Source organism: Streptomyces aquilus, assembly GCF_003955715.1.
Classification (GTDB): domain Bacteria; phylum Actinomycetota; class Actinomycetes; order Streptomycetales; family Streptomycetaceae; genus Streptomyces; species Streptomyces aquilus.
Map to the genome: position 1 here is coordinate 1,984,781 of NZ_CP034463.1, position 24,140 is coordinate 2,008,920.

The window sequence follows — 24,140 nt, forward strand, 5'->3', positions numbered from 1 at the left end:
CGGATCAGCCGTCGAGCAGCTGGCAGGCTTCGCGGAAGTCGTCGTACGCCTCGCCGTACTGTTTGGCAGCGACGAAGAACATGGCTCGGTCCGTCAACGCCTCGCCCAGCACCCCGGGTTGAGCGAGACGGCGGGCAAGGGCCACCGACGCGGTGAAGAGGGGTCGCAGTGGCTTGAGGATGCGGTGGTGGCGACGCTCCCGGTGCACGGCGGCGCGGACGACCAGTCTGCGGTGCTGGGCGATCAGTTCGGGGAGCGGGGTGGACGCGTCCTCCCGCAGTGCGGCGACCCGGTCCTCCAGCGCCCCCAGACCCTCGAAGTAGGCGTCCCTGACATCCGGCGACCAGTCCAGGTAGGGCGCGCCGAATCCGGGCCCCGGTGCCTGCGCGGTCGGTACGGGCTCCGCCGGCCGGCCTGACAGGGCGAACAGGGTGATCCACCAGGACAGGATGTTGCTCCAGCTCTTGCGCTCGCCGGTGAGGTCCAGCTCGGTGAGAAGGCCGAGGGCCTCCTGCCGGACCACCACCGCTTCCGCCTGACGACCGGCGGTCGTCAACATCCGCCCGAGATGGACCAGTTGCCACACCTGGATCGCCAACGCGGTACTGTCCGTCGCGACTTCCGCCCGGGTGACGTCCACCAGCTCGGTAAAGGCGTCCAGAGCCGTCTCCCGCCATCCGGCGGCTTCCAGTGCGGCCACCCACTTCACCACCGACCAGAACGAGTTGTCCCCCGGCGTCAACGGGCGCTCCGCCTCGACCGCCTTCCCGCAGATCGCGGCCGCCTCGCCGTACCGCCCCTCCTCGGCCAGGACCGCCGCCAGCCGTCCGTGCCCGTACGCGGGACTCCTCACCTGCCCGTGCTCGAAGCCCCAGCGCCCGGCCGCGGCCATCTCCTCGCAGACGGCGAACCCCTCCGCCCGGCGCCCCAGGGCGTAGAGGCCGTGCTGACAGGAGTCCAGCGCCCGGACCAGCAGCTCGGTCCGCCGCGGATCACCCTCGTCGATGCGCCGCGCCACGGCAGCCGCCTCCGCGTGCCGGGCCAGCCGTGCCTCCGGCAGATCACGGACGTCCGGCTCGTAGCCGTAGGACACCAGCGCCTCGGCCAGTTTCGGAACATAGGTCAGCGGACTCACCGCCGACAGCACCCGGTACGCCTCGACCTGCCGCGCGGTGCTCGGCCTGCCCGACTCCAGCAGCATCGTCCGCGCCCTGAGAACCGCATCCTGATCGACCTTCTCCGAGTGATTCATGACGGCGATTCTCAGAGCCGGGGCAGGGCCTCAACAAGGCTCCCGGGCCGTGCCGTTCGTCCTACGAGAACCGGCGCTGACCTGTCATGATGGAGACGTCTTCGCTACCGTCGTGCCATGCGAGCGATCGTCATGGGCGCGGGCATCGGAGGGCTGGCCGCGACGCTGGCGCTGCGCCGGGCCGGGGTCGAGGTGACGCTGATCGAGCAGACACCGCGGTACACCGAGGCAGGCGCCGGTATCCAACTCGCCCCGAACGCCACGCGGGTGCTGCGCCGGCTGGGACGGCTCGACGCGGTCGCCGCCCTGTCCGGGCCGCCCGGCCATCTCAGCTTCCGTACCTGGTCCGACGGGACGGAGATCTGCCGTTACCCGCTGGGGCGTGAGGTCGACGACGAGTTCGGCGCGCCCTATCTGCAGGTCCACCGGGCCGATCTCCAGCAGGCGCTCGCCGCCGCGGTGCCGCCGGGGTCGGTACGGCTGGGCACGGAGGTCGTGGGCATCGACCAGGACGACAAGTCGGCGACCGTGACGACCGCGCAGGGCGAACGCCTCGGCGCCGACCTGGTGGTGGCCGCCGACGGCATCCGGTCCGCCGCCCGCCAATGGCTCTTCGGCGCGGACGAGGCGGTGTTCTCGAGAACGGCCGCCTACCGGGCGCTGCTTCCCGCCGACGCGGTCGCCGATCTGGAGCTGCCGGACACCGGGATATGGCTCGGACCCGGCCGGCACTTCGTCCACTACTGGCTGCGCCAAGGTGAACTCCTCAACGTCGTGGCCGTGTTCGGGACGCGGACCGCACACGAGTCCTGGACCGAGCTGGCCGAACCGGGGGAACCACTGCGGGCGTTCGACGGGTGGGAGGACCGCGTGATCCAAGTCCTCACGCGCGCGGGGCAGATGTACCGCTGGGGCATCTACACCCGCACCCCGCTCCCCCGTTGGCACATCGGCCGGGTGGCCCTGCTGGGCGACAGCGCCCACGCGATGGTGCCGTTCCAGGCGCAGGGCGCGGCGCAGGCCATCCTCGACGCGGCCGTGCTCGGCGACTGCCTCACCGACATCACCGCGGACGACGTACCCGAAGCGCTCGACCGGTACGTACGGCGAAGGCTGGCGTCCGCGACCGGGATGCAGGCCCGTTCCGCGAGCGCCGGCGAGGAGTTCCATCTGCCGGACGGCCCCGAGGCCCGGGCCCGCAATGCCCGGCTGGCGGCCCACGCGGCGGAGCACCGGTTCTGGGCGGCGTCGAGCGCCTGGCGCACCGACGTCCTCGAAGACCCGACCCGGTGATGAGCGCCGCGTGCGCCCGCCCCAGGCACGCCGACGACCACCGGCCGTCCCACCCGCGCTCCCCGACGACCACCGACCGTCCCACCCGCGCTCCCCCACGACCACCGGCCGCCCCACCCACGCTCCCCCACGACCACCGGCCGCCCCACCCACGCTCCACACCACCCACCGGCCGCCCCGCCCCCACTCCGCGATGAGCGCCCGGCCCCCAACTGACCGCCTCCGCCGTCCGATTGTCCGCGCACACCTCTTGGCCCGGCCCGCCCCATGCCCAACACTCGGCCCATGACGCAGCGTGTGGAGCTCGCCACCGTGATGGACCGACTGGCCGTCGACGAACTGATCACCGACTACGCCGTGGCCGTGGACGACGGCGACTGGGCGGCGTACCGACGCCTGTTCGCCCCGGACGGCCGCGCGGACTACCGGTCCGCGGGCGGGGTCGAGGGGGACGCGGTGCAGGTCGCCGCATGGCTCGCGGAGAGCCTGAGCCTCTTCTCCATGCGACAGCATCTGATCGTCAACCGGCGCGTCACCTTCGGCACGCTGGACCACGACACCGGCGACACGGCCCGGGTCCAGGCGGACTACGTCAATCCGATGCGCTTCGTGCAGGACGGCGACGGCTCCTCGGCGCCCGACTTCGTGTGCGGCGGCCGGTACGCCTTCGGGCTGCTGCGCACGGACGACGGCTGGCGGCTGCGCGAGGTGGTCGTGCAGGAGAAGTGGCGGCGTCTTCCCGGTCCCCGGCCCGCGCCCGTGATCAACTGAACCGATGCCCTCTGTCCCCGGGGCGTCCGCACCACGCACACTGGAGGGACGCACGGGGTAGGGAGGCGCCGCATGAAGATGCCCGGCCACTGGCTCACCACCCCGTGGCGGAGATCCGCGGTCGCCGCCCTGGCCGGTGCGCTGCCCGTGCTCGCGTTCCCGGCGCCTTCGCTGTGGTGGTTCGCCTATGTCGCCCTCGTCCCCTGGATGATGCTGGCCCGCTCCGCGCCGACCGGGAAGCGGGCGGCGTACGACGGCTGGGCGGGCGGGTTCGGCTTCATGCTGGCGATGCACCACTGGCTGCTGCCGAGCCTCCATGTCTTCACGCTCGTCATCGCGGCCCTGCTCGGCGGGCTGTGGGCGCCTTGGGGCCGGCTGGTCCGGCACTTCCTCACCGGCACGGGTCGGCGGATCGCCGGCGCGTTCTTCGTGCTGCCGTCGGGCTGGCTGCTGGTGGAACTCGTCCGGTCCTGGCAGGGGCTCGGCGGGCCGTGGGGTGTGCTCGGTGCCAGTCAGTGGCAGGTGGAGCCCGCGCTGCGGCTGGCCTCGGTGGGCGGGGTGTGGCTGATCAGCTTCCTGATCGTGGCGGTGAACGTCGCGTTCGCCGTGCTGGTGGTCCTGCCCCGGTCCCGCGTGCCCGCCCTCGCCGCGCTCGTCGCCAGCGCCGCCGTCACCTCCGCGGCCTGGATGTGGTCACCGCGCCCCGACGCCGACGGGCAGGTCAGGATCGCGGTCGTCCAGCCCGGGGTGGTCGACGGCCCCGACAGCCGCTTCGCCCGCGAGGAACAGCTGACCCGGCGGCTGGCCGCCCAGGACGTCGACCTGATCGTGTGGGGCGAGAGCAGCGTCGGCTTCGACCTCGGCGACCGGCCCGACCTGGCCGGACGGCTCGCGACCCTCTCCCGGGAGACCGGCGCCGACATCCTCGTCAACGTGGACGCCCGCCGCTCCGACAAACCCGGCATCTACAAGAGTTCGGTGCTGGTCGGCCCGGACGGGCTCACCGGCGACCGCTACGACAAGATGCGGCTCGTGCCCTTCGGCGAGTACATCCCGGCCCGTTCCCTGCTCGGCTGGGCGACCTCGGTCGGCAAGGCCGCGGGCGAGGACCGGCGGCGCGGCAGCGAACAGGTGGTCATGGACGTCGGGCACGGGCTGAAGGTCGGTCCGATGGTCTGCTTCGAGTCCGCGTTCCCCGACATGAGCCGCCATCTCGCCGAGTCCGGTGCCGAGGTGCTGGTCGCCCAGTCGTCGACGTCGTCGTTCCAGGACAGCTGGGCGCCCGAGCAGCACGCCTCGCTGGCCGCCCTGCGCGCCGCCGAGACGGGCCGCCCGATGGTGCACGCGACACTCACCGGGGTGTCGGCGGTCTACGGCCCCGAGGGACAGCGCGTCGGTGCGTGGCTCCCCACGGACGCGAGCACGGCCGCGGTCTACGACGTCCCGCTGGCGACCGGCGTCACCCCGTATGTCCGCTACGGCGACTGGCCGACGCACGCGGCGCTGCTGATCCTGGCCGCCTGGTGCGTCGTCCAGGGACTGAGGACCGTACGGCTCAGGCGGCCCGCTCCCGCACCGCACGTACCACCCGCTCGCACAGCTCATGGGTCGCCAGCGCGTCCCGGGCGCTGAGCACCTTGCCCGCGCGCACGGCGTCGAGGAAGGAGAGCACCGCCTGCTCGATGCCGCGCTGCCGGGCCACCGGCACCCAGTCGCCGCGCCGGCGCACGGTCGGCTGGCCCTTGTGGTCGATCACCTCGGCGAGGTTGACGACCTGACGCTTGGTGTCCTGCCCGGAGACCTCCAGGATCTCCTCGGCCGAACCGCTGAGCCGGTTCATGACGCCGAGCGCGGTGAAGCCGTCCCCGGCGAGCTGGAGGACGACATGGTGCAGCAGTCCGTCCTGGACACGGGCGCGCACGGTGACGTCGTCGACCGGGCCCGGAGCGAGGAAGCGCAGGGTGTCGACGACGTGGATGAAGTCGTCGAGGATCATCGCGCGCGGCTCCTCCGGCAGCCCGATGCGGTTCTTCTGCATGAGGATCAGCTCGCGCGGGTGGTCGGCGCACTGCGCGTACCCGGGTGCGAAGCGCCGGTTGAAGCCGACCGCCAGCGACACCCCGCGCTCCTCGGCGAGCGCCACCAGCCGCTCGGAGTCGGCGAGTTCGTAGGCCAGCGGCTTGTCGACATACGTCGGTACGCCCGCCTCCAGCAGCCGCGTCACGATGTCGGGGTGCACGACGGTCGGCGCGTGCACGAAGGCCGCGTCGAGTCCCACGGCGAGCAGCGCGTCGAGATCCTGGTGCCGCTGGGCCTCCGGAAGGCGCAGGCCGTCGGCGACCCGGGCGAGGGTGGCGGGCGTCCGGGTCTGGAGGTGGAGTTCGACGCCGGGGAGGCCGCCGAGCACCGGCAGGTAGGCCTTCTGGGCGATGTCGCCGAGTCCGATGCAGCCGACCTTCACTGGTGGGTCTCCCTAGCGCTCGCCATGCCTGACACGACGGCAGCATACGGCGCCCGCGGCGGCCGCCAGTCGGCGATGCCGTCGAAACCTCGCAGGAGGAGAGCGGGGCCGACCTGCGACAGCGCGGCGACCGCCATGTCGCGTACGGCCGTCCGCGCGCGGTCGCCGGTCATGTTCCGGCGACTGATCCGGACGGTTCCCGCGTCGCCGTCATCCCCGTCGGTGCCGCGCCCTCCGTACGGGGCCGGAGATCACCCGTGCGGAGCAACCTGCGCTTGTCCGCTGTCCCGAACCCGGCGGTAAGCAGCAGAGTGGCGCAGGTGCATCGAACGACGACCACCGCAACGCTCCTGGTCACCGTGGCTGTCTCGGCCCTCTCCGGCTGTGTGACGGTCCAGCGGCCGCCCGCCCCGGGCGCACCGGCCGCACCGTCCCTGCCGGCGGCGCCCCGGCCGGACGGTGAGGCCGAGCCGCAGATCGTGCAGGCGCCGGCGCGGGAGGCCCTGGAGCTCATCGGCCCGTCCCGCGAGGCGAAACCCGGGGCGCCCGCCACGCCACGGGCGGCGCCGCCGTCCCCCGCGCAGGAGCAGGCGCCGAAGCAGCAGGCACCGCGCACCCACCCCCAGCACCCCGCCCACCCGGCCCGTCCCGAGACCCGGCAGCCGCCGCAGCCGCGCGTCGAGATCCCCGACGTGGCGACGGCGGTACCGAAGAACCCGGACGTGTGCGGCCTCGGCAAGCGGTACGGCGGCTGGCGGAAGGACAGCCCGGAGGCGCGGATCTGCGAGCAGACGTACGGGCACTAGGCGCACCCGAGCCGACACCCACAAGGCAGCTGACGGGCTGCCCGGGGCCGAGGACCTGCGAGCAGACGTACGGCCGTTAGGCCCTCCGGAGGCTCACGGGCGCTGTCTCGGCGGCGCCCATCCGCCCTCCCCCGGCGAGCCCTCCCCCAGCCGCAGCTCCAGCCGGCTGATCGCGGCTCTCACCCCGTCTCCGTAGCTGTCGTCGGCGAGGGCGTCCGCCGCCCCGCGCGCCCGGCGGAGGTGGGTGCGGGCGGCGTCGGAGCGGTCGAGTTTCACGTAGTCGGCGGCCAGATTGAGATGCAGTGAGGGGTACAGGGCGCGCACCGCGAGCGTGCTCTCGTGCTCGGCGAGGCGGTCGTCCGAGAGTTCCTCGGCGGCCGTCAACGCGCGCAGGTCCCACGCCAGCTCGTCCGAGGGATCGTCCTGGGCGTCGGCCATGTAGTGGGCGAGCGTGCAGCGGTGCAGCGGGTCGCCGTCCTCGCCGATCTCCGCCCACAGGTCCAGGAAGCGGTGCCGGGCCTCCTCGCGGTCCCCCGCGTGATGCAACATGACGACCTGCCCGATCCGCGTCATCACGGCATCCGGCGCCGCCTGCTCCTGTCGCTCCGCCACCGCGTCCTCCACACCGTCAGGCCGTCATGATCCGGTCCGACGCTAATCGGAGGCACTGACAATCACGGCGAGGCGGGGCCGACCCGGTGGATCGGCCCCGGGGCGGTCAGCCCAGGTCGGGGATCGTCCAGTCGATCGGCTCGTGGCCCTGCAACGCCACCGCCTCGTTGATCTGGGTGAAGGGGCGGGAGCCGAAGAACTTCTTCGCCGACAGGGGCGAGGGGTGGGCGCCCTTCACGACCACGTGCCGGCTCTCGTCGATCAGCGGGAGCTTCTTCTGGGCGTAGTTGCCCCACAGGACGAAGACCGCCGGGTCGGGCCGGTCGGCCACCGCGCGGATGACCGCGTCGGTGAACTTCTCCCAGCCCTTGCCCTTGTGCGAGTTGGCCTCACCGGAGCGGACCGTGAGCACCGCGTTGAGCAGCAGGACGCCCTGCTGGGCCCACGGCAGCAGATAGCCGTTGTCCGGGATCGGCGTGCCGAGCTCCTCCTTCATCTCCTTGTAGATGTTCCGGAGGGACGGCGGCGTCTTCACGCCGGGCCGCACCGAGAAGCACAGGCCGTGGCCCTGGCCCTCGCCGTGGTACGGGTCCTGACCGAGGATCAGGACCTTCACCTGGTCGTACGGCGTCGCGTCGAGCGCGGCGAAGACCTCCTCGCGCGGCGGAAAGACGGGACCCTTCGCCCGCTCCTCCTCGACGAACTCGGTCAGCTCCTTGAAATAGGGCTGCTGGAGCTCGTCGCCCAGGACCCCGCGCCAGGACTCGGGCAGCATGGCGATGTCGGTCACGTCAACGTCCTTATGTCGTGCGGTCACTTCAGTGCTCAGAACCTACAGGCGACCACTGACAACGGACCGCACACCCCGAAAGCCCCCGCTCACCAGCTCGTCTTGCGGTACAGCTCGCCCATCATCATGATCGTCGACGGGTCGAGGGCCTGCTCGCCGCCGGAGATCTCGTCGCTGGCGGCGACGTACTGCCGGCCCTGCCACAGCGGCAGCAGCCGCGCGTCGTCGGTGATGATCTGCTGGGCCTCCTCGAAGTCCTTGACCACGTTGGCGCGGTCGCTCTCGCCGCGCGAGCGCGGCAGCAGTTTGCCGGTGATCTGGGGCTGCGGGTAGGGCGTGCCGAGCGCGTTCTTGTCGCCGACGAAGGGGGCGATGAAGTTGTCGGCGTCCGGGAAGTCGGGGAACCAGCCGCGCCCGAACACCGGGTACTCGCCGTTCTGGTAGCCGGTGACGTAGGTCTTCCAGGGGCGGCTCTTGAGGGTGATCTGGAAGAGCCCGGAGTCCTCCAGCTGCGCCTTGAGCTCCTCGAACTCGGCCTTGGTGGCGGAGCCGTAGCGGTCCGTCGTGTACCAGAGGGTGAGCGGGACGGTCTGGGTGATCCCGGCGTTCTGGAGGATCTTCTTGGCCTTGGCGACGCTGGGGTTGCCGTAGTCGTCGAAGAAGTCCGTGGTGTGGCCGGTGAGGCCCTTGGGGACCATGGAGTACAGCGGCTCGACGGTGTCCTTGTAGACCTTGTGCGCGATCGCCCCGCGGTCGACGACCTGGGCGATGGCCTTGCGGACGGCGAGCTTGCCCGCCCAGGGGTCCTTGGGGTTGAACACCAGGTAGCTGATCTCGGTGCCGGAGCCGTCGAAGAGCTGGAGGTCGGTGTCGTTCTGTTCCTTGTCGAGGGTGACGATGTCGTCGGCACCCAGTCCGCGGAAGGCGACGTCGAGGGAGCCGTCCTTCAGGCCCCGCACCATGGGTGCGGATTCCTTGAAGTAGCGGATGGTCACCGCGTCGTTCTTGCGCTCGGCGTACCCGTCGTAGTCGCCGTACTTGACGAGTTCCGCCTTGTCCTCGCTGTACGACTTGAGGGTGTACGGCCCGGAGCCCACGATGCTGTCGCCCTTGCGCAGCGCGTTGGCCGGGTACTCGTCGGGGTCGACGATCGACATGGCGGGGGTGGCGAGGACGAACGGGAAGGTCGCGTCGGGCTTGTTGAGGTGGAAGACGACCTCGCGGTCGCCGAGCGCCTGCACGCGTTCGAGGCTGCCGAGCAGACCGGCGGGGCCGCCGTTGACGTTGATCTTCCCGATCCGGTCGATGGAGTGCTTGACGGCCTTGGCGTCGAGCGTGTCACCGTTGGAGAACTTCAGTCCCGCGCGCAGCTTGCAGCGGTAGACACGGCTCGCGTTGTCGGTGAACCCACAGCTCTCTGCGGCGTCGGGCTGGGGCGTGGTGGCGCCGGAGGGGTAGCTGAGGAGGGTCTGGTAGATGTTGCGGAACAGCTCCCAGGAGCTGTCCCAGGAGGCGGCGGGGTCCAGGGTGCTGGGGGCGCTGGTGGTCCCGACGACGATCGGCCCCTGGTCGTCGGAGGAGTCCGACGACAGGACACCGCACCCGGCCACCAGCGACGATATGGACGCGAAGGCCGCCATCCGACGAAGGCCTCGGTTCCGGTTGAACACGCGCACGCTCCTCGATCTGCCATGCCAAGGGTTGGCAGACCATACCGCAGCCTCGGGCGAGCCGAACCGGGTCTTCCGGCTGGTTCTCGACCGCTGAGATCGTGGCAACGCTGTCAGAAGTCTGTGCGGTTGTCGTGCGCCCGCTGTGGGGCGTTTTGTACGTCGACACGGGCGCCGTTCGTGTCGAGCGGCGCCCGTGCCGGTCGTGCGCCGTGGGTCAGCCGACGCCGGCGTTGAGGAAGATGCCGCCGTCGACGACGAGGGTCTGGCCGGTGACCCAGGCGGACTGCTCGGAGGTGAGGAACTCCGCGGCGCCGCCGATGTCGGAGGGCACGCCGAGCCGGGCGAGCGGATAGGCGGCCGCGGCCTCCTCCTCCCGGCCCTCGTACAGGGCCTGGGCGAACTTGGTCTTCACCACGGCCGGCGCGATCGCGTTGACCCGCACCTTGGGCGCGAACTCGTGGGCGAGCTGCTGGGTCAGGTTGATCATCGCGGCCTTGCTGACGCCGTAGGCGGCGATGAAGGGCGAGGGCGCGATGCCCGCGACGGAGGCGATGTTGACGATCGCGCCGCCGTTGTCCTTCTGCCAGGCGTGCCAGGTCTTCTGCGCGAAGCCGAGCGCCGAGATCACGTTGGTCTCGAAGACCTTGCGGGCCACGTTCAGGTCGAGGTCGGCGATCGGGCCGAACACCGGGTTGGTGCCGGCGTTGTTGACCAGGAAGTCGACGCGGCCGAAGGCCTCCATGGCGCGCTCGACGGCGACGGCCTGGTGGGCCTCGTCGTGGGCCTTGCCGGCGACGCCGATGACGCGGTCGGCGCCGAGCTGCTCGACGGCCTCCTTGAGGGCGTCCTCGTTGCGGCCGGTGATGACGACCCGGTCACCGCGGGCGACGAGCGCCTCGGCGACGCCGTAGCCGATGCCGCGGCTGGCGCCCGTGACCAGGGCGACCTTGCCGGAGAGTTCGGGGAGTTCCACCGAAGTCATGTTCCTGTTCCCCTAGTCGAGCGGTCCGCCGGCCACGTACAGCACCTGGCCGGAGACGAAGCCGGCGGCCTCGTTCGTGAAGAAGGCGATGGCGTTGGCGATGTCCTCGGGCTCGCCCACGCGCGCGACCGGGATCTGGGTGGCGGCGGCGGCCTTGAACTCCTCGAAGCCCATGCCGACGCGGGCCGCGGTGGCCGCGGTCATGTCGGTGGCGATGAAGCCGGGGGCGACGGCGTTGGCGGTGATGCCGAACTTGCCGAGCTCGATGGCGAGGGTCTTGGTGAAGCCCTGGAGACCGGCCTTGGCGGCGGAGTAGTTGGCCTGGCCGCGGTTGCCGAGCGCGGAGGACGAGGACAGGTTGACCACGCGGCCGAAGCCGGCGTCGACCATGTGCTTCTGGACGTACTTCGTCATCAGGAAGGAGCCGCGCAGGTGCACGTTCAGGACGGTGTCCCAGTCCGAGGCGCTCATCTTGAACAGCAGGTTGTCGCGGAGCACGCCCGCGTTGTTGACGAGGATGGTCGGGGCGCCCAGCTCCTCGACGACCCGCGCGACCGCGGCCTCGACCTGCGCCTCGTCGGAGACGTCGGCACCGATGGCGACGGCCCGGCCGCCCGCCGCGGTGATCTTCTCCACGGTGTCCTTGCAGGCGGCCTCGTCGAGGTCGATCACGGCGACCGCGCGGCCCTCGGCGGCCAGTCGTACGGCGGTGGCGGCCCCGATGCCGCGCGCGGCGCCGGTGACGACGGCTACCCGCTGCTCAGTGGTGGACATTGCTGCTTCTCCTCGCCCTTGAAGAATGTGCGGCCCGGTCGGTGAGCGACCGCTTAGTACCTTCGGCAGACGTGACGCTAGAAGGCCTGGCACCCGGTGTCAACGCCACGCGGCCCGGGTGTGATCCATTACCTGACCAGGAGGTCCAGCAACCGCTCGGTCTCGGCCGCCGGATCCAGCGTGAGCCCGGTGTGCACGGGACCCGGCTGCACGACGGTGGAGCGGGGCGCGATCAGCCAGCGGAAGCGCCGTCCGGCGTCGTCGGAGCCGGCCTGCCCGGCGGCGGCCCCGCCCCCGCAGACCCGCTCGACGGCGCTGAGTGCCGCCCTGATGCCGGCCACGTCGGCGGCCGGGTCGAGGGCGCGCAGACGGGCCTCGTCGAGGTGGGTGCGGGCGCCGACGTACCCCTTCGCCCGGCAGTAGACGAGCACCCCGGCGTTGATGCACTCGCCGCGCTCCACGCGCGGGACGACGCGCAGCAGGACGTACTCGAACACATCCCGGTCGTTGCCCTCGCCGCCCTTGATGATGTGGCGCTCGACCACACTGCCGGCCATGTGGATGTGGCGCTCGCTCATTTGATCCCCTGGATGCGGTCGTGGATGACGGCGGCCCGGGCCAGCAGGGGCCGGGTGTAGGCCCGGCGCAGGTCGTCCGGGGTGTCGAAGCCGGGTTCGTCGGCCAGCCAGGCGTCCGGGATCTCGGCGGTGACCTCGGCGAGGAGATCCTCGGTGACGCGCGGGGCCAGGTCGGCGGCGGCGCTCGCCAGGTCGGGGGCGAAGCGGGCGAGGGCGTGGTCGGCGGCGTCGTAGGGGCGGGCGGCGGAGGCCTCGGCGCCGGGCCAGTTGTGGTGCCAGATCATGGTGGCGCCGTGGTCGATGAGCCACAGCTCGCCGTGCCACATCAGCAGGTTGGGGTTGCGCCAGGACCGGTCGACGTTGTTGATCAGCGCGTCGAACCAGACGATCCGCCCGGCCTCGGCCGCGTCCACCTGGAAGGCGAGCGGGTCGAAGCCGAGCGCGCCGGAGAGGAAGTCCATCCCGAGGTTGGTGCCGCCGCTGGCCCGCAGCAGATCCTGCACCTGCTGCTCGGGCTCGCCGAGTCCGAGCACCGGGTCCAGGTCGAGCGTCACGAGCCGCGGCACCCGGAACCCGAGCCGCCGGGCCAGCTCACCGCAGACGACCTCGGCGACCAGCGTCTTGCGGCCCTGTCCGGCGCCGGTGAACTTCATGACGTACGTCCCGAGGTCGTCGGCCTCGACGAGTCCCGGCAGCGAGCCGCCCTCACGCAGGGGCGTGATGTAGCGGGTCGCGATGGCTTCCTTGAGCATCGCCCCAGGTTACTGGGGCTCCTCTGAACAACCCGCACTCCGGGCCCGTACCTCAGGGCAGTTCACGAGGTATCCGCGGAAGGGACGTCAGCATGGCCAGCGAATCGCTTCATCCCGCTTCGGCACCGAGCCGCCGTACGGTCGTGGCGGCGGTGGGGGCGGCAGGGCTCGCCATCACGCTGAACGCGTGCGGCTCGGACGACGAGGGGTCGACCGCCGCGGCCGGCACCGCGCTGGGGAAGACCTCGGACATCCCGGAGGGCGGCGGCAAGATCTTCGCGGACGAGGGTGTCGTGGTGACCCAGCCGACGGCGGGCACGTACAAGGCGTTCTCGTCCAAGTGCACCCATCAGGGCTGCGCGGTGACCGGGATCGCCAACGGGGTGATCACCTGCCCGTGCCACAAGAGCGAGTTCTCGGTGACCGACGGCAGCGTGAAGAAGGGGCCCGCCACACAGCCGCTGCCGGAGGAGAAGATCACCGTGAGCGGGGACTCGATCACCCTGGCCTGAGGGTCAACCGCGTGGGCGCCGGTTCAGGCGGGCCAGCAGGTCGGCCGTCGTCGTGAGGGTGGCGACCAGGGCGAGGGTGTTGCGGATCATCGCCGGGGTGTAGTCGGAGGGCACCCCGGCGATGGCGTCCGTGGGCACGACGGCGGTGTAGCCGCGGTTGACCGCGTCGAACACCGCGTTGGGGATGGCCACGTTGGCCGAGACACCGGTGACGACGAGGGTGCGGCAGCCCAGGTTGCGCAGCAGCGGGTCGACGTCCGTGCCCTGGATCGGCGACAGGCCGTGCAGCCGCCGTACGACGAAGTCCTCCTCGGAGACCTCGATCGGGGCCGCCACCCGGACCGCGCTGGTGCCGGACAGCTGCTGGACGGGAAGGCGTTCGGCGACGTGGAAGAGGCGGGCGTTGCGGTTGGCGCCGCGCCCGTCGGGGCGGCGTTCGGCGATCGCGTGGACGACCTGGACGCCGCTCGCGTGGGCGGCCGCGACCAGCCGGGCCACGTTGGCGAGAGCGCCGGACGACCGTGCCTCCTTGGCGAGTTCGGGGAGCGCGCTGTCCGCGCCGACGACGCCCTGCTGGCACTCGACCGTGAGCAGCACGGTGGTCGCCGGGTCGATGAGTTCGCTCAACTGCTCGTGCGACGGCACGTTCTGCCCCCTTGTCGCCGACGGTGTGGGCGGGCGAGCGTAACCACCATTGCGTGTTGAGGGAAGACACCGCATTGTTTTCTGACGCATCGTCAGAAACCGAGCAGGAAAGAGGGGGCGGATGACCGTCACTCAGCGTCGGGGCCGGAAGATCATGATGACGCCGGGCGAGCTGGACGAGTTCCTGACCAGCCAGCGCACCTGCCGGGTCGCCACCGTATCGAAGGGCGGCGCTCCGCATGTGAGCACGCTCTGGTTCGCCTGGGACGGCACCTCGTTGTGGCTGTACTCGGTGGTGAAGAGCAGGCGCTGGACCGATCTGCGCCGCGATCCGCGGGTCGCGATCGTGATCGACACGGGCGAGGAGTACGACGAGCTGCGCGGCGTGGAGCTGTCGGGTGCCGTGGAGTTCGTGGGCGAAGCGCCCAGGGTCGGGGATCTGTACGCCGAACTCGACGTCCCCGAGACCCTGTTCGCACGCAAGAACTTCGGCCTCGACGAGATGCCCCACGACGGACGGCACGCGTGGGTGCGGCTGACGCCGGACAAGATCGTGTCGTGGGACTTCCGCAAGCTGACCTCGCCGTAGGGGAGTTCAGCCCAGTTTCGCCGCGGCCTCCCTGAGGGCCTCGACCGCCGCCCTGATCGACGGGCGGCGGTCCGCGTCCGCGCGCCAGACGACGTACACATGGCGCCGGACCCGCTGCTTCAGCGGGACGGTGACCACCCCGTCGGGCATCGGGTGCCGTCCGAGCAGCGGGGCGATGCAGACGCCCAACCCGGCCGCCACGAGCCCGAGTTGGGTGTGGGTCTCGGCGGCGCGGTGGCCGACGATGGGCTCGATGCCCTTGGAGCGGAGGGTGAACATCAGCCATTCGTGACAGAACTCGCCCTGCCCCCAGGTGATCCACTCGTCCCCCGCGAACTCGGCGAGGTCCACCTCGTCACGGTCGGCGAGCCGGTGCCCGACCGGCATCGCCACGTCCGCCGGGTCGTCCAGGACGGAGGCCTTGACCAGGCCGTCCGGGAGCGGCATCGGCTTGTTGTACCAGTCCAGGACCACGGCGAGGTCGAGGTCGCCGCGGACCACGCCGGCGATGCCCAGCTCCGGCTCCAGCTCACAGGAGCGGACCCGCAGGGCGGGGTGCTCGGCGACGAGCGCGGACAGGGCGGCCGGGAACAGTCCGCGCGCGGCCGTGGGGAACGCGGAGATGCGCAACTCGCCGACCACTTGGCCGCGTTGGGCCTCCAGGTCGGACTGGGCGAGGGCGACCTGCGACAGGATGCGGGCCGCGTGCTCGGCGAGCAGCCGGCCGGCGTCCGTGAGCCGCACGCCTCGGCCGTTCTTGGCGAGGAGCTGCTGGCCGACCTCCCGCTCCAGCTTGGACATCTGCTGGGAGACCGCGGACGTCGTGATGTGCAGGCCCTCGGCGGCACCGCTCACCGAGCCGTGCCGGGCGAGGGCGTCGAGGGTGCGCAGGCGCTCCAGGTTCAACATGTAAGCAATGCTACGAGATACCGCGTCGAACAACTCGATTGTGCTACGAGGTTTTCGGCGTCATCGTGGTCACCATGACCACCGCCGCCCCCACCCGCCCCCGCTCCCTCGACTGGCGACTGCGTTTCGCCGCGCTCTCCCTGATCTGGGGTTTCAGCTTCCTGCTCATCAAGGTGGGCACGGACGGGTACGCCCCGTTCCAGGTCACCTTCGGGCGGCTGCTGTTCGGGACGCTGGTACTGGGGGCCGCGATGGCGGTGAAGCGGGAGCGGCTGCCGCGGGGCGCCCGGATCTGGGGGCATCTGGCGATGGCCGCCCTCCTCCTCAACGCCCTGCCGTTCTCGCTCTTCGCGTACGCGGAGCTGACGATTCCGTCCACGCTGGCGGGCATCTGCAACGCGACCTCGCCGCTGTGGGGCATGGCCCTGTCCGTGGTCGCCCTCTCCGAGGACCGGCCCACGCGGGTCCGGGTGGCCGGGCTCGGGATCGGGTTCCTCGGGGTGCTGACGGTGCTGGGCGCCTGGCAGGGCTTCCACGGCCTGGACGCCCGGGGCACGGCGATGGCGCTGCTGGCCTCGCTGAGCTACCCGATCGGCTGGATCTACGTCCGCCGCACGCTGGCCGGATCGGGCCACTCCCATCTCTCCATGACCGGGGCCCAGTTGCTGCTCGCGACGCTCCAACTGGCTGTCATCACCCCGTTGTTCACCTCCACCCCGACGCACTTCGCCGCCATGCCCCTGCTGGCGATCGCCGCCCTGGGCACGCTCGGCACCGGGCTGGCCCTCCTCGTCCAGTACGGCCTGGTCGCCGAAGTCGGGCCCACGACCGCCCAGATGGTCACGTACTTCATCCCGGTCATCGCCACGGCAGCGGGCGTCGCGATCCTCGGGGAGCCGCTGAGCTGGTCGACGCCGGTAGGGGCGGCGATCGTGCTGGCGGGGGCGGCGTTGACCCAGGCGAAGCGGACTCCGCGGGCCGACAGCGCCACCGGCAGCCCGAACCCGGTCGGCCGCACCGTCCGCCCCTCCGAACCCGCCGACCGGGCGAGGCGCACTTCCCCCGTCGCGGACGAGGCGATCCCCAGCCCGGCCCCCGCCCCAGCCTCGACCCCGGCCGACTAGGCCGGCCACACCCCAGCCGACGGCGTCACACGTACCCCCGCCCCGGCCCGGGCCCCACCGCCGCCGCGATCGCCGCGGCCAGCGGCGCTGTCTCCGACTCGGTCAGTCTCGCGATCGTGACGCGGATGCCGGGGGCCGCGTCCAGTCGGAAGCGGGCTCCGGGGGCCACCGCCCAGCCCGCGTGCAGGAGGCGGGAGACCGCGCCCGTCTCGTCGGGGACCGGGATCCAGACGTTCAGGCCGCTGCGGCCGTGTGCGGGGACGCCGCGTTTCGCCAGTTCCGCGATCAGGGTGTCGCGGCGGGCGGCGTACGCGGCCGCCACCGCCTTCGGGTCGATCGCCCCCTCGGCCCACAGCCGGGCGACCGCCCCCTGCGTGATCCTGCTGACCCAGCCGGGCCCGAGACGCTGCCGCCCGCGCACCCGGTCGACGGTGACGGGATCGCCCGTGAACACGGCGAGCCGCAGGTCGGGGCCGTAGGCCTTGGCGGCCGAGCGGACGAACGCCCAGCTGCGGGTGGTGCCGGCCAAGGGATGCAGGGGCAGGTCGACGATGCCGTGACCGTGGTCGTCCTCGATGAGGAGGGTGTCCGGGTGCTGCTTCAGCACGGCGCGCAGGGCACGCGCGCGTGCGGCGGTCACCGCGGCGCCGGTCGGGTTCTGAGCCCGGTCGGTGACGATCAGGGCGCGCGCACCCGACCGCAGCGCCCGCCGGACGTCGTCCGGGAGCGGACCCTCGTCGTCCACCCCGACCGGAGCGGTACGCAGTCCGATGGCCGGGATCAGGTCCAGCAGGCTGCCCCAGCCCGGGTCCTCGACGGCGACCGTGTCGCCCGGCTTGAGGTGCGCCGCCAGGACGCGTTCGATCGCGTCGAGGGAGCCGGAGGCCACCGCGAGAGGCCCGTCCGGGACGCCGTCGGCGTCCAGCGCGGCGCGCGCGAGCCGGGCCAGCTCCGGGTCCATGGCCGCCTCCCCGTACATCACCGGTTCCCGGTCGTTGTGCCCGGCCGCCGCCGCGAACACTCCCGCCAGCGCGGGCAACAGCTCCGGGTCGGGGTTGCCGCTCGCCACGTCCCGTACGCCCTCCGGCACCTCCACCCGGATCGACTCCCGCGCGGTCGTGGCCGGCTTGGGCCGCACGCGGCTGCCCCGGCGCCCCGCGGTCTCGATCACCCCGCGCTCGCGCAGGACGCGGTACGCCGCCGCGACCGTGTTCGGGTTCACCCCGAGCTCGCCCGCCAACTCCCGCATGGGCGGCAGGAGTTGACCCGGCTCCAGATCACCGGCACCCACCGCGCGCTCGACGCTCGCCGCGATCTCGGCTGCGCCCCGCCCTTCGATCCGATATCCTCCTAGCACAAAACAGATTATGCACTAGTGCAATAGCGGTCGCAACTCGTTGCCACTCGTACCGCTGTTGCCACTCGTACCGCTATGGAGACCGCCATGCAGGGGACCACGCAGCCGACGACACCACAGCCCGCCGCCTACCCGGCGACCGACCGCACGGTGCCCACCCGCTCCGCGGACCGTGCCTCGTACGACAAGGACGTCGTGCACGCGATACTCGACGAGGCCTACGTCTGCCACCTCGGCTTCGTCCGCGACGGCGCCCCGGTCGTGCTGCCGACGCTCTTCGCCCGGGTCGGCTCACGCCTCTACGTCCACGGCTCGACCGGCTCGCGCCCGCTGCGGATGACCGGCCAGGCCGACCCGGGTCTCCCGGTGTGCCTGACGGTCACGCACGTCGACGCGTTGATCCTGGCCCGCTCCGCCTTCCACCACTCGATCAACTACCGGTCCGTGGTGGTGCACGGCACCGCGTACGACGTGACGGACCCGGAGGAGAAGCGCCTCGCCCTGGACGCGCTCGTCGACCACGTCGTGGCGGGCCGGTCCAAGGACTCGCGGCCCGCCAACAAGAAGGAGCTGGCCGCCACCGCCGTCATCCGCCTCGACCTGGACGAGGTCTCCGCGAAGATGCGCACCGGCGGGGTGAACGACGAGCCCGAGGACCTCGCCCTCCCCCACTGGGCCGGTGTCGTCCCGCTGCGCAAGGGCTACGACACCCCGGTCGGCGACCCCGACCTGGCTCCCGGCACCGGCCTCCCCGACTACCTCGCGGCCCTGTGATGCTGATCCATCCTTGGGACGCGCCGCACGCCGACGCGGAGTGGCAACAGTGGCTCGCGGTACGGGACTTCGGCACGCTCGTCGTCAACGGCCCGGACGGCGAGCCGCCGTACGCCCAGCCGCTGCACTTCCTGTACGACGCCGAGCGCGGCGAGGTCCTCACCCACCTGGCCCGCCCCCACCCGATGTGGGCGGCGCTGTCGGCGCACCCCGACGTCGTGCTGAGCGTGGTCGACGACTACGTGTACGTCCCCGGCCCCTGGCAGGCCGACCCGGACGTCCCGGCCGAGCACGGCACGCCGACCAGCTTCTACGCGGCCGTCCAACTCCGCTGCCGGGCCCATGTGGTGGACGACCCGGCCGAGAAGGCCGCGCTGCTCAACCGGCAGGTCGGCCACTTCCAGCCGGAGGGCGGTACGGCCGAAGTGGCGGTCGGCGAGGTGCCGTTCGACCGGCTGCTGTCGGGCCTGCGTGGGGTGCGGCTCGAAGTCACCGGCGTACGGGCGAAGTTCAAGTACGGGGGGCGGCGGAGCGCGGAGGTCCAGGACTCGATCGCCGTACGCCTCGCGGAGCGGGCGGGTCCGCGGGACGCGGCGGCGCGTGCGCACATGCTGCGCCGCCGCGTCGGCTGAAGCCCTACACCGGTACGGGCTCGCCGCGCCGCACGGCGCGGGTCTCGGCCACCGCGAGCCCGGTGACCGACCCCAGCATCAGGAAGGTGCCGAGAAGGGTGGGCGCCGTCAGGTGCTCACCGAGCAGGGTCACGGCGAGCACCGCCGCGCTGACCGGCTCCAGCAGCATGATCACGGACACCGTCGCCGACCGTACGGCCGCCGCGCCCGCGAAGTACAGGGCGTAGGCGAGGGCCGTGGGGACGGCGGCGAGGTAGGCCAACAGCCAGAGCAGCAGGCCCGGTTCGACGGTGTGCGGGACCAGTCCCTCGGCCAGCGCGAACGGCAGCAGCAGCGCGCTGGTGACGGCGAACACCCCGACGGACGTGGCGGCCGCGTCCGCCTCGCCGTCACGGCCCCAGCGGCGGGTGAGCAGGGTCATCGCGGACCCCCCGGCCGCCGAGGCCAGTCCGCACAGCACACCCCAGGGCCGTACGGCGGAACCCCCGCCCCCGAGGGTCAGCACGCCGAGCCCGGCGAGCGCCCCGACGACGGCGACCGTGCCACCGCGCCCGAGCCGCTCCCGCAGCGTGAGCCGGGCGCCGAGCGCGACGAGGACGGGCCCGGCGCCGAGCGTGACGACGGTGGCCACGGCGAGTCCGGTGGAGCGTACGGCCGCGAAGTAGCCGGTCTGGAACACGGCGAGCCCGAGGCCCGTGACCCCCGCCCGCCACACCGTGCGGCCCAGCGGTCCGCGCGCGGCGGTACGGGTCCGGGGGCGCAGCAGGCGTACGGCGGCCAGCAGCACGAGCCCGGACGCGCAGCGCCAGAAGGACAGGGCGACGGGCCCCAGATCGCTGACCCCGTAGGCCAGCGCGGCGACCGCGCCCGCGGTGCCCCAGGCGACACCGGCGATGATCAGATAGAGCAGGCCTCGCCCGACGGGCAGGCCGGAAGAAGCAGCAGAAGCATTCGACACTTGTCGTCTCCGCAGACATGGAGAAGCGGGGAACCCGGCTCAGCGGGGTCCGTGGACTTCGTCTGCGGGCAGCACCGTTCCGCCCCGCGGGCGGCAGGGCGGGAATGACCGGAGGGCCCGCCTCAGGCGGCCGGCGGTGCGATGACGTAGTGCGTGTGCATGATCGGCAGCCTAGGCAGCCGTCGAGCGGCGGGACAACTCCCTTTCCGGCCCGCCGCTCGCCACCGGGTCCGGGGACGGCTTGACCGGGGTCGAGGACTGCGCGATGAAGGCACCGAGCAGGACGATCACGCCGCCGAGGATCTGCGGGGCGGACAGGTGCTCGCCGAGCAGGACCCAGGCCAGCACGGTCGCGACCACCGCTTCCAGACAGGCGACGACCGTGGCGACCTGCGGGGAGAGCCGGCGCACGGAGACCACGCCGGTGACGTAGGCGACGACCGTGGCGACGAGCACGATCCAGGACAGCAGCAGGGCGGCCGCGACGGAGGTGCCGTTCATGTCCGCGGTGCCGCCGAGCACGGACCAGTCCATCGACCACGGGCGGGCGACGACGGTGAGGACGGCGGCGCCGACCAGGAGGCCGTACGCGATGACGCCCAGCGGGTCGGGAGTGTCGGCGCCGGAGTCGGTGCCCTGGTCGGACAGGACGAAGTAGCCGACCTGGCAGCAGGCCGCGCCCAGCGCGAGCAGCAGGCCGACCGCGTCGATGCTCAGCCCCGACCAGACCTCGACGACACAGGCGAGGCCGCCGACGGCGAGGACCACGCCGACCGCGGCGGCACGCGTGACCGGCCGCCGCTGCACGAACCGCACCCAGCCGAGCACGAGGGCGGGTGCGAGGTACTCGATGAGCAGCGCGACTCCCACCGGCAGCCGGGAGATCGAGGCGAAGTAGAACGCCTGCACCCCGGCCACGCCGAGCAGTCCGAACCCGGCGAGCAGGGCGGGGCGGCGGCGCAGCAGCGCCCGGTGGCGCACGGCGAGCGGCAGCATCACCAGGGCCGCGCCGGCCACCCGGAGCCACACCACGTGGAGCGGGTCGAGGCCCGCCTCGATCAGCGGCTTGGCCGCGACACCGGAACCTCCGAAGGCGACCGCCGACGCGAGGGCGAGCCCGAGCCCGACCCCTCGGCCGCGGTGACCGGCACTGCTGTCAATCGTCTGCACCGGCACATGATGACAGGCGATGACATGACCGTCACCCCCGTTGACACCTGTCTCAACGGTTGGACGAGGCAGACGGCTCCGAGCGGTGACAGTCCGGCGTGCGGGTGTCCGGGGCGGCGGCCGTCTTACGCGGGCCTGTCGGGACCGGCGGCTCCTGGCCTGCGACTGTCCGGGCCAGTGCCTGCCTGGCGTGCGGCGGTCCGGCATGCAGCTGCCCGGTCTGCCCCGGGGCAGACCGGGCCGGCGCCTGTCCGGCCCGTGGTCGTCCGGTCGGCTAGTGGCTGTCCGGGACGCGGCCCTCAAGTCCCGTCAGCAGCGCTTCCGTGTCGATGCCGGCCCGGGTCAGTACCTCGACGGCACGGGCCTCGGGATCGGTGACGACCGCCGCGAGCAGGTCGACGCCGTTCGCCCGGTCCACGCCGCGACCGGCGGCGCGCTCGTGGGCGTACTCCATCGCGCCCGCCGCCAGCGGCGAGAGACCGTCCGCCTCCGTCACCACGGGCACCGCCCCGGAGTCCTCGACGCTGCCCTGCCAGCGCAGCCCGTAGCCGATGCTGCGCTGCACGAGATAGGCGAGCAGCCGGGCGAGCTGCGGTCCGCCCTCGAAGACGGCCCGCACCTCGGGGTCGTGCTCCAGGAGGGAGTGCAGCAGATGGGCCGTGTCGATCTGCCGGTCCCCGTCCCTGACCGCACGCCGGCGCGCGCCGGAGACCACCGCTGCCAGCTCCTCGCCGAGCCGGACATCGTGGTCCGCGCGATGACCTCCCGGCTCGCTCACCGACTGCCGGGGTATACGGGGTTGCACATCCCCCACCCCATCAGTCCCGCCGGACCGGGTCATCCCCGGCGGGAACCATCTTCGCGTCCCACGCAGAGTGGACCGGACGACCGGAATCTCCTCCTTGCGGATGAGATCAGGCCGTTCTTCCGTCGGGGGCGCGCGCCGCCTTGCTTCGCGCCCGGTACGCAACCGCCGTGCCCCCTCGTTCGTCCCACAGGGACATGGAGAGCAGGTACTGGCTGGTGGCGCTGCCGGCCGTGGACGGGATGCAGTACGTGTACCGGGTGTACGCCCCGGAGGACGCACTGCTCGCCGACCTGTTCTGGGAGGCGTGGCACTGCCACGACGAGAGCGCGTTCCCGCGGGCGTGGGACGTGTTCGACGCGGCGGTGATACGGCTGGTGGCCTGACCGGTCGCCGACCCGACCCGTCTCCACAATTTCTGACGGCCCATCAGCATTGAATGTTGCAGGCCCTGCGGCTACGTTCCGCGACACCGTAGCCGGAGACGAAGGGGTGGTCGCATGGCCGAAGTCAGCGCGGAGGCACGGATCGAGGCGCCGGCCGAGAAGGTGTGGGGCCGGCTCACGGACTGGTCGTCGTACGGAGAGTGGAACGCCACCCACACCAGCTTCCCCGAGGGCGGCCCGAAGAGCCTCGAAGTGGGCGGGACGTACCAGGAGAACATGAAGTTGATGGGCTTCCCGGCCGAGGTCGAGTGGACCATCGACGAGTTGGAACCGGCCCGGGTGTTCGCCACGAAGGGCAAGGGGCCGATGGCGGTGAGCCTGGTCAACCGCTACACGCTCGTCCCGGACGGCGAGGCCACGACGGTCCGGATCGACAGTGAGTTCACGGGCGCGGCGGTGTCCCTGATGGCGGGCAAGCTCAAGGACTCGGCGACGGCCGCGCTGAACGAGTCGCTGCGGAAGCTGGCGGGACTGGTGGCCTGACCTCAGGAACACGGGAAGGCGCCCCGCGGAATATCCACGGGGCGCCTCTGTCCGACCCAACGGCCGCCGGTCAGCCCTCTCGGGTCTCCTTCTGCCTTCTTCAGCCTTCTTCAGTCTTCTTCGGCGAGGATCAGGTACAGCTTCTTGCGGGCTTCGTTGATGACGCCGACCGCCTTCTCGCGCTGCTCCTTACTGCCGGTCTTCCAGACCTGGGCGAAGGCTTCCATCAGCCCGAAGCCGGCCTGCCGGATCTCACCCAGCGCTTCGAAGTCCATGCCGCGGGAGGCTTCCTCCCAGGGCGCGTCGGGGCCTTCCTCGGCCGCGGTGCGGCCCGCCTCGGTGAGCGAGAACAGCTTCTTGCCGCCTTCGCTCTCGCTGGCGATCAGGCCCTCGTCCTCCAGCAGCTGAAGGGTGGGGTACACCGAGCCGGGGCTGGGCTTCCACGCCCCGCCGCTGCGCTCGGCGATCTCCTGGATCATCTCGTACCCGTGCATGGGCCGGTCCCTGAGCAGGGCGAGGATCGACGCGCGTACGTCGCCGCGCCGCGCCCTCCCCCGGGGCCCGCCGCGCCCTCGTGGCCCCCAGGGGCCCGGCCCGAAGCCGGGACCACCCGGGCCACCCGGCCCGAAAGGCCCGAAGGCACCACGCCGTCCGTCGAAACCACCTCGGCCGCCGCGGGGGCCGGGTCCACCGTGTCCACGTTCGAATCCATGGGAACGCATCGCAATCACTCCATCCATCGTTGATCTGTCGCGATGCGTCAACGATATATCGGAATACTTCGCATGACAAGGCCCGCGGATTCCTTCTCCACGGGCCCCGGGGTCTGCCCTGGTCAGACGGCCGGCCACCACGACGAGTCGGCCGCCGGGGGCCGACAGGAGCCGCGGTTCCGCGAGTTCATGAGGTGGGACTCGGAATCGGCCGCGTAGGCCTCGGCGAAGCTGTCGTAGTCGTAGTCGTAGTCGTCGGCCGCGGCCCGGCGCATGGAA

At 72.0% G+C, this 24,140-nt stretch carries 28 protein-coding genes and 1 pseudogene; 11 read left to right on the forward strand and 18 right to left on the reverse strand.

From position 1 onward, the window contains the following. Positions 1–4: 4 nt before the first annotated feature. Positions 5–1,252, reverse strand: a complete 1,248-nt coding sequence (locus EJC51_RS09145; protein WP_126270613.1) for a hypothetical protein — start codon at positions 1,250–1,252, stop codon at positions 5–7. Positions 1,253–1,369: 117 nt separating this feature from the next. Here EJC51_RS09145 and EJC51_RS09150 point away from each other — a divergent pair, with 117 nt between their 5' ends. The 3 genes from EJC51_RS09150 to lnt all read left to right on the forward strand — a co-directional run bounded on the left by EJC51_RS09150 (position 1,370) and on the right by lnt (position 4,948). Then, positions 1,370–2,545, forward strand: a complete 1,176-nt coding sequence (locus tag EJC51_RS09150) for an FAD-dependent monooxygenase (RefSeq protein WP_126270614.1) — start codon at positions 1,370–1,372, stop codon at positions 2,543–2,545. 285 nt (positions 2,546–2,830) lie between these two features. Then, the gene (locus EJC51_RS09155) at positions 2,831–3,316 is read left to right on the forward strand and encodes a nuclear transport factor 2 family protein (protein ID WP_126270615.1); all 486 of its coding nucleotides are present in this window, start codon (positions 2,831–2,833) and stop codon (positions 3,314–3,316) included. A gap of 72 nt (positions 3,317–3,388) precedes the next feature. Continuing rightward, entirely contained in the window at positions 3,389–4,948 is a 1,560-nt protein-coding gene (lnt, locus tag EJC51_RS09160; RefSeq protein WP_126270616.1) for an apolipoprotein N-acyltransferase, read from the forward strand. Here lnt and EJC51_RS09165 read toward each other — a convergent pair. After that, positions 4,872–5,777, reverse strand: a complete 906-nt coding sequence (locus tag EJC51_RS09165) for a Gfo/Idh/MocA family protein (protein WP_126270617.1) — start codon at positions 5,775–5,777, stop codon at positions 4,872–4,874. The genes lnt and EJC51_RS09165 overlap by 77 nt on opposite strands. After that, positions 5,774–5,938: pseudogene (locus EJC51_RS09170) on the reverse strand (monooxygenase); the annotation flags it as partial. The pseudogene EJC51_RS09170 and the gene EJC51_RS09165, both read right to left, overlap by 4 nt. Positions 5,939–6,097: 159 nt before the next feature. Between EJC51_RS09170 and EJC51_RS09175 the strand changes: the two are divergent. Then, on the forward strand, positions 6,098–6,583 hold the full coding sequence (locus tag EJC51_RS09175; RefSeq protein ID WP_126270618.1) for a hypothetical protein: 486 nt from the start codon (positions 6,098–6,100) through the stop codon (positions 6,581–6,583). A gap of 93 nt (positions 6,584–6,676) precedes the next feature. On the opposite strand, the gene EJC51_RS09180 is transcribed toward EJC51_RS09175, so the two are convergent. From EJC51_RS09180 to EJC51_RS09210, 7 genes are all read right to left on the reverse strand, one after another. Beyond that, positions 6,677–7,195 (reverse strand): hypothetical protein, encoded by a 519-nt coding sequence (locus EJC51_RS09180; protein ID WP_126270619.1) that lies wholly within the window; start codon positions 7,193–7,195, stop codon positions 6,677–6,679. 106 nt (positions 7,196–7,301) lie between these two features. Next, positions 7,302–7,985 carry a uracil-DNA glycosylase gene (locus EJC51_RS09185; RefSeq protein ID WP_126270620.1) on the reverse strand — a complete coding sequence of 228 codons (684 nt, stop codon included), beginning with the start codon at positions 7,983–7,985 and terminating at the stop codon, positions 7,302–7,304. 89 nt (positions 7,986–8,074) lie between these two features. Continuing rightward, complete coding sequence (locus EJC51_RS09190; RefSeq protein ID WP_126270621.1) at positions 8,075–9,655, reverse strand: ABC transporter substrate-binding protein; 1,581 nt, start codon at positions 9,653–9,655, stop codon at positions 8,075–8,077. A 217-nt stretch (positions 9,656–9,872) separates the two neighbouring features. Further along, a complete protein-coding gene (locus tag EJC51_RS09195; RefSeq protein WP_097261237.1) occupies positions 9,873–10,640 on the reverse strand; it encodes an SDR family oxidoreductase in 768 nt (255 codons plus the stop codon). Positions 10,641–10,652: 12 nt separating this feature from the next. Continuing rightward, positions 10,653–11,414, reverse strand: coding sequence for a 3-oxoacyl-ACP reductase FabG (gene fabG / locus EJC51_RS09200; protein ID WP_126270622.1), 762 nt, complete (start codon positions 11,412–11,414; stop codon positions 10,653–10,655). A 128-nt stretch (positions 11,415–11,542) separates the two neighbouring features. Further along, positions 11,543–11,992 (reverse strand): DUF3037 domain-containing protein, encoded by a 450-nt coding sequence (locus EJC51_RS09205; RefSeq protein WP_126270623.1) that lies wholly within the window; start codon positions 11,990–11,992, stop codon positions 11,543–11,545. Beyond that, complete coding sequence (locus tag EJC51_RS09210; RefSeq protein WP_126270624.1) at positions 11,989–12,744, reverse strand: HipA family kinase; 756 nt, start codon at positions 12,742–12,744, stop codon at positions 11,989–11,991. Before EJC51_RS09210 ends, EJC51_RS09205 begins: the two co-directional genes overlap by 4 nt. Positions 12,745–12,836: 92 nt before the next feature. Here EJC51_RS09210 and EJC51_RS09215 point away from each other — a divergent pair, with 92 nt between their 5' ends. Continuing rightward, complete coding sequence (locus EJC51_RS09215) at positions 12,837–13,256, forward strand: Rieske (2Fe-2S) protein (RefSeq protein ID WP_126270625.1); 420 nt, start codon at positions 12,837–12,839, stop codon at positions 13,254–13,256. A gap of 3 nt (positions 13,257–13,259) precedes the next feature. Here the strand turns inward: EJC51_RS09215 and EJC51_RS09220 are convergent, their stop codons facing one another. After that, positions 13,260–13,901 (reverse strand): cysteine hydrolase family protein, encoded by a 642-nt coding sequence (locus EJC51_RS09220; protein WP_126270626.1) that lies wholly within the window; start codon positions 13,899–13,901, stop codon positions 13,260–13,262. 121 nt (positions 13,902–14,022) lie between these two features. On the opposite strand from EJC51_RS09220, the gene EJC51_RS09225 reads away from it, so the two are divergent. Then, positions 14,023–14,490 carry a pyridoxamine 5'-phosphate oxidase family protein gene (locus EJC51_RS09225; RefSeq protein ID WP_126270627.1) on the forward strand — a complete coding sequence of 156 codons (468 nt, stop codon included), beginning with the start codon at positions 14,023–14,025 and terminating at the stop codon, positions 14,488–14,490. A gap of 6 nt (positions 14,491–14,496) precedes the next feature. Here EJC51_RS09225 and EJC51_RS09230 read toward each other — a convergent pair whose 3' ends face one another. Then, complete coding sequence (locus EJC51_RS09230) at positions 14,497–15,399, reverse strand: LysR family transcriptional regulator (protein ID WP_126270628.1); 903 nt, start codon at positions 15,397–15,399, stop codon at positions 14,497–14,499. Positions 15,400–15,473: 74 nt separating this feature from the next. Here EJC51_RS09230 and EJC51_RS09235 point away from each other — a divergent pair, with 74 nt between their 5' ends. Continuing rightward, positions 15,474–16,523, forward strand: a complete 1,050-nt coding sequence (locus EJC51_RS09235) for a DMT family transporter (protein WP_208870697.1) — start codon at positions 15,474–15,476, stop codon at positions 16,521–16,523. Between the two features lie 25 nt (positions 16,524–16,548). On the opposite strand, the gene EJC51_RS09240 is transcribed toward EJC51_RS09235, so the two are convergent. Then, the gene (locus EJC51_RS09240) at positions 16,549–17,880 is read right to left on the reverse strand and encodes an aminotransferase class I/II-fold pyridoxal phosphate-dependent enzyme (RefSeq protein WP_126270630.1); all 1,332 of its coding nucleotides are present in this window, start codon (positions 17,878–17,880) and stop codon (positions 16,549–16,551) included. A gap of 87 nt (positions 17,881–17,967) precedes the next feature. Between EJC51_RS09240 and EJC51_RS09245 the strand changes: the two genes are divergently transcribed. Beyond that, a complete protein-coding gene (locus EJC51_RS09245) occupies positions 17,968–18,654 on the forward strand; it encodes a pyridoxamine 5'-phosphate oxidase family protein (RefSeq protein WP_126270631.1) in 687 nt (228 codons plus the stop codon). Beyond that, a complete protein-coding gene (locus tag EJC51_RS09250) occupies positions 18,654–19,286 on the forward strand; it encodes an FMN-binding negative transcriptional regulator (protein ID WP_126270632.1) in 633 nt (210 codons plus the stop codon). Before EJC51_RS09245 ends, EJC51_RS09250 begins: the two co-directional genes overlap by 1 nt. A gap of 4 nt (positions 19,287–19,290) precedes the next feature. On the opposite strand, the gene EJC51_RS09255 is transcribed toward EJC51_RS09250, so the two are convergent. The 3 genes from EJC51_RS09255 to EJC51_RS09265 form a co-directional block, all read right to left on the reverse strand. Beyond that, the gene (locus tag EJC51_RS09255) at positions 19,291–20,244 is read right to left on the reverse strand and encodes a DMT family transporter (protein WP_126270633.1); all 954 of its coding nucleotides are present in this window, start codon (positions 20,242–20,244) and stop codon (positions 19,291–19,293) included. 171 nt (positions 20,245–20,415) lie between these two features. Next, on the reverse strand, positions 20,416–21,420 hold the full coding sequence (locus EJC51_RS09260; protein ID WP_126270634.1) for an EamA family transporter: 1,005 nt from the start codon (positions 21,418–21,420) through the stop codon (positions 20,416–20,418). Between the two features lie 268 nt (positions 21,421–21,688). After that, positions 21,689–22,219, reverse strand: coding sequence for a Clp protease N-terminal domain-containing protein (locus tag EJC51_RS09265; protein ID WP_126270635.1), 531 nt, complete (start codon positions 22,217–22,219; stop codon positions 21,689–21,691). A gap of 197 nt (positions 22,220–22,416) precedes the next feature. Here EJC51_RS09265 and EJC51_RS09270 point away from each other — a divergent pair, with 197 nt between their 5' ends. Further along, entirely contained in the window at positions 22,417–22,605 is a 189-nt protein-coding gene (locus tag EJC51_RS09270; RefSeq protein ID WP_165951411.1) for a hypothetical protein, read from the forward strand. 114 nt (positions 22,606–22,719) lie between these two features. Further along, positions 22,720–23,148 carry a type II toxin-antitoxin system Rv0910 family toxin gene (locus EJC51_RS09275; RefSeq protein WP_126270636.1) on the forward strand — a complete coding sequence of 143 codons (429 nt, stop codon included), beginning with the start codon at positions 22,720–22,722 and terminating at the stop codon, positions 23,146–23,148. Between the two features lie 110 nt (positions 23,149–23,258). Here EJC51_RS09275 and EJC51_RS09280 read toward each other — a convergent pair whose 3' ends face one another. Together EJC51_RS09280 and EJC51_RS47660 are read right to left on the reverse strand one after the other, a co-directional pair. Beyond that, positions 23,259–23,870: a PadR family transcriptional regulator gene (locus tag EJC51_RS09280; RefSeq protein ID WP_126270637.1), complete on the reverse strand. Its 612-nt coding sequence runs from the start codon at positions 23,868–23,870 to the stop codon at positions 23,259–23,261. A gap of 113 nt (positions 23,871–23,983) precedes the next feature. Continuing rightward, positions 23,984–24,136, reverse strand: coding sequence for a hypothetical protein (locus EJC51_RS47660; protein ID WP_166682845.1), 153 nt, complete (start codon positions 24,134–24,136; stop codon positions 23,984–23,986). Positions 24,137–24,140 lie beyond the last annotated feature (4 nt).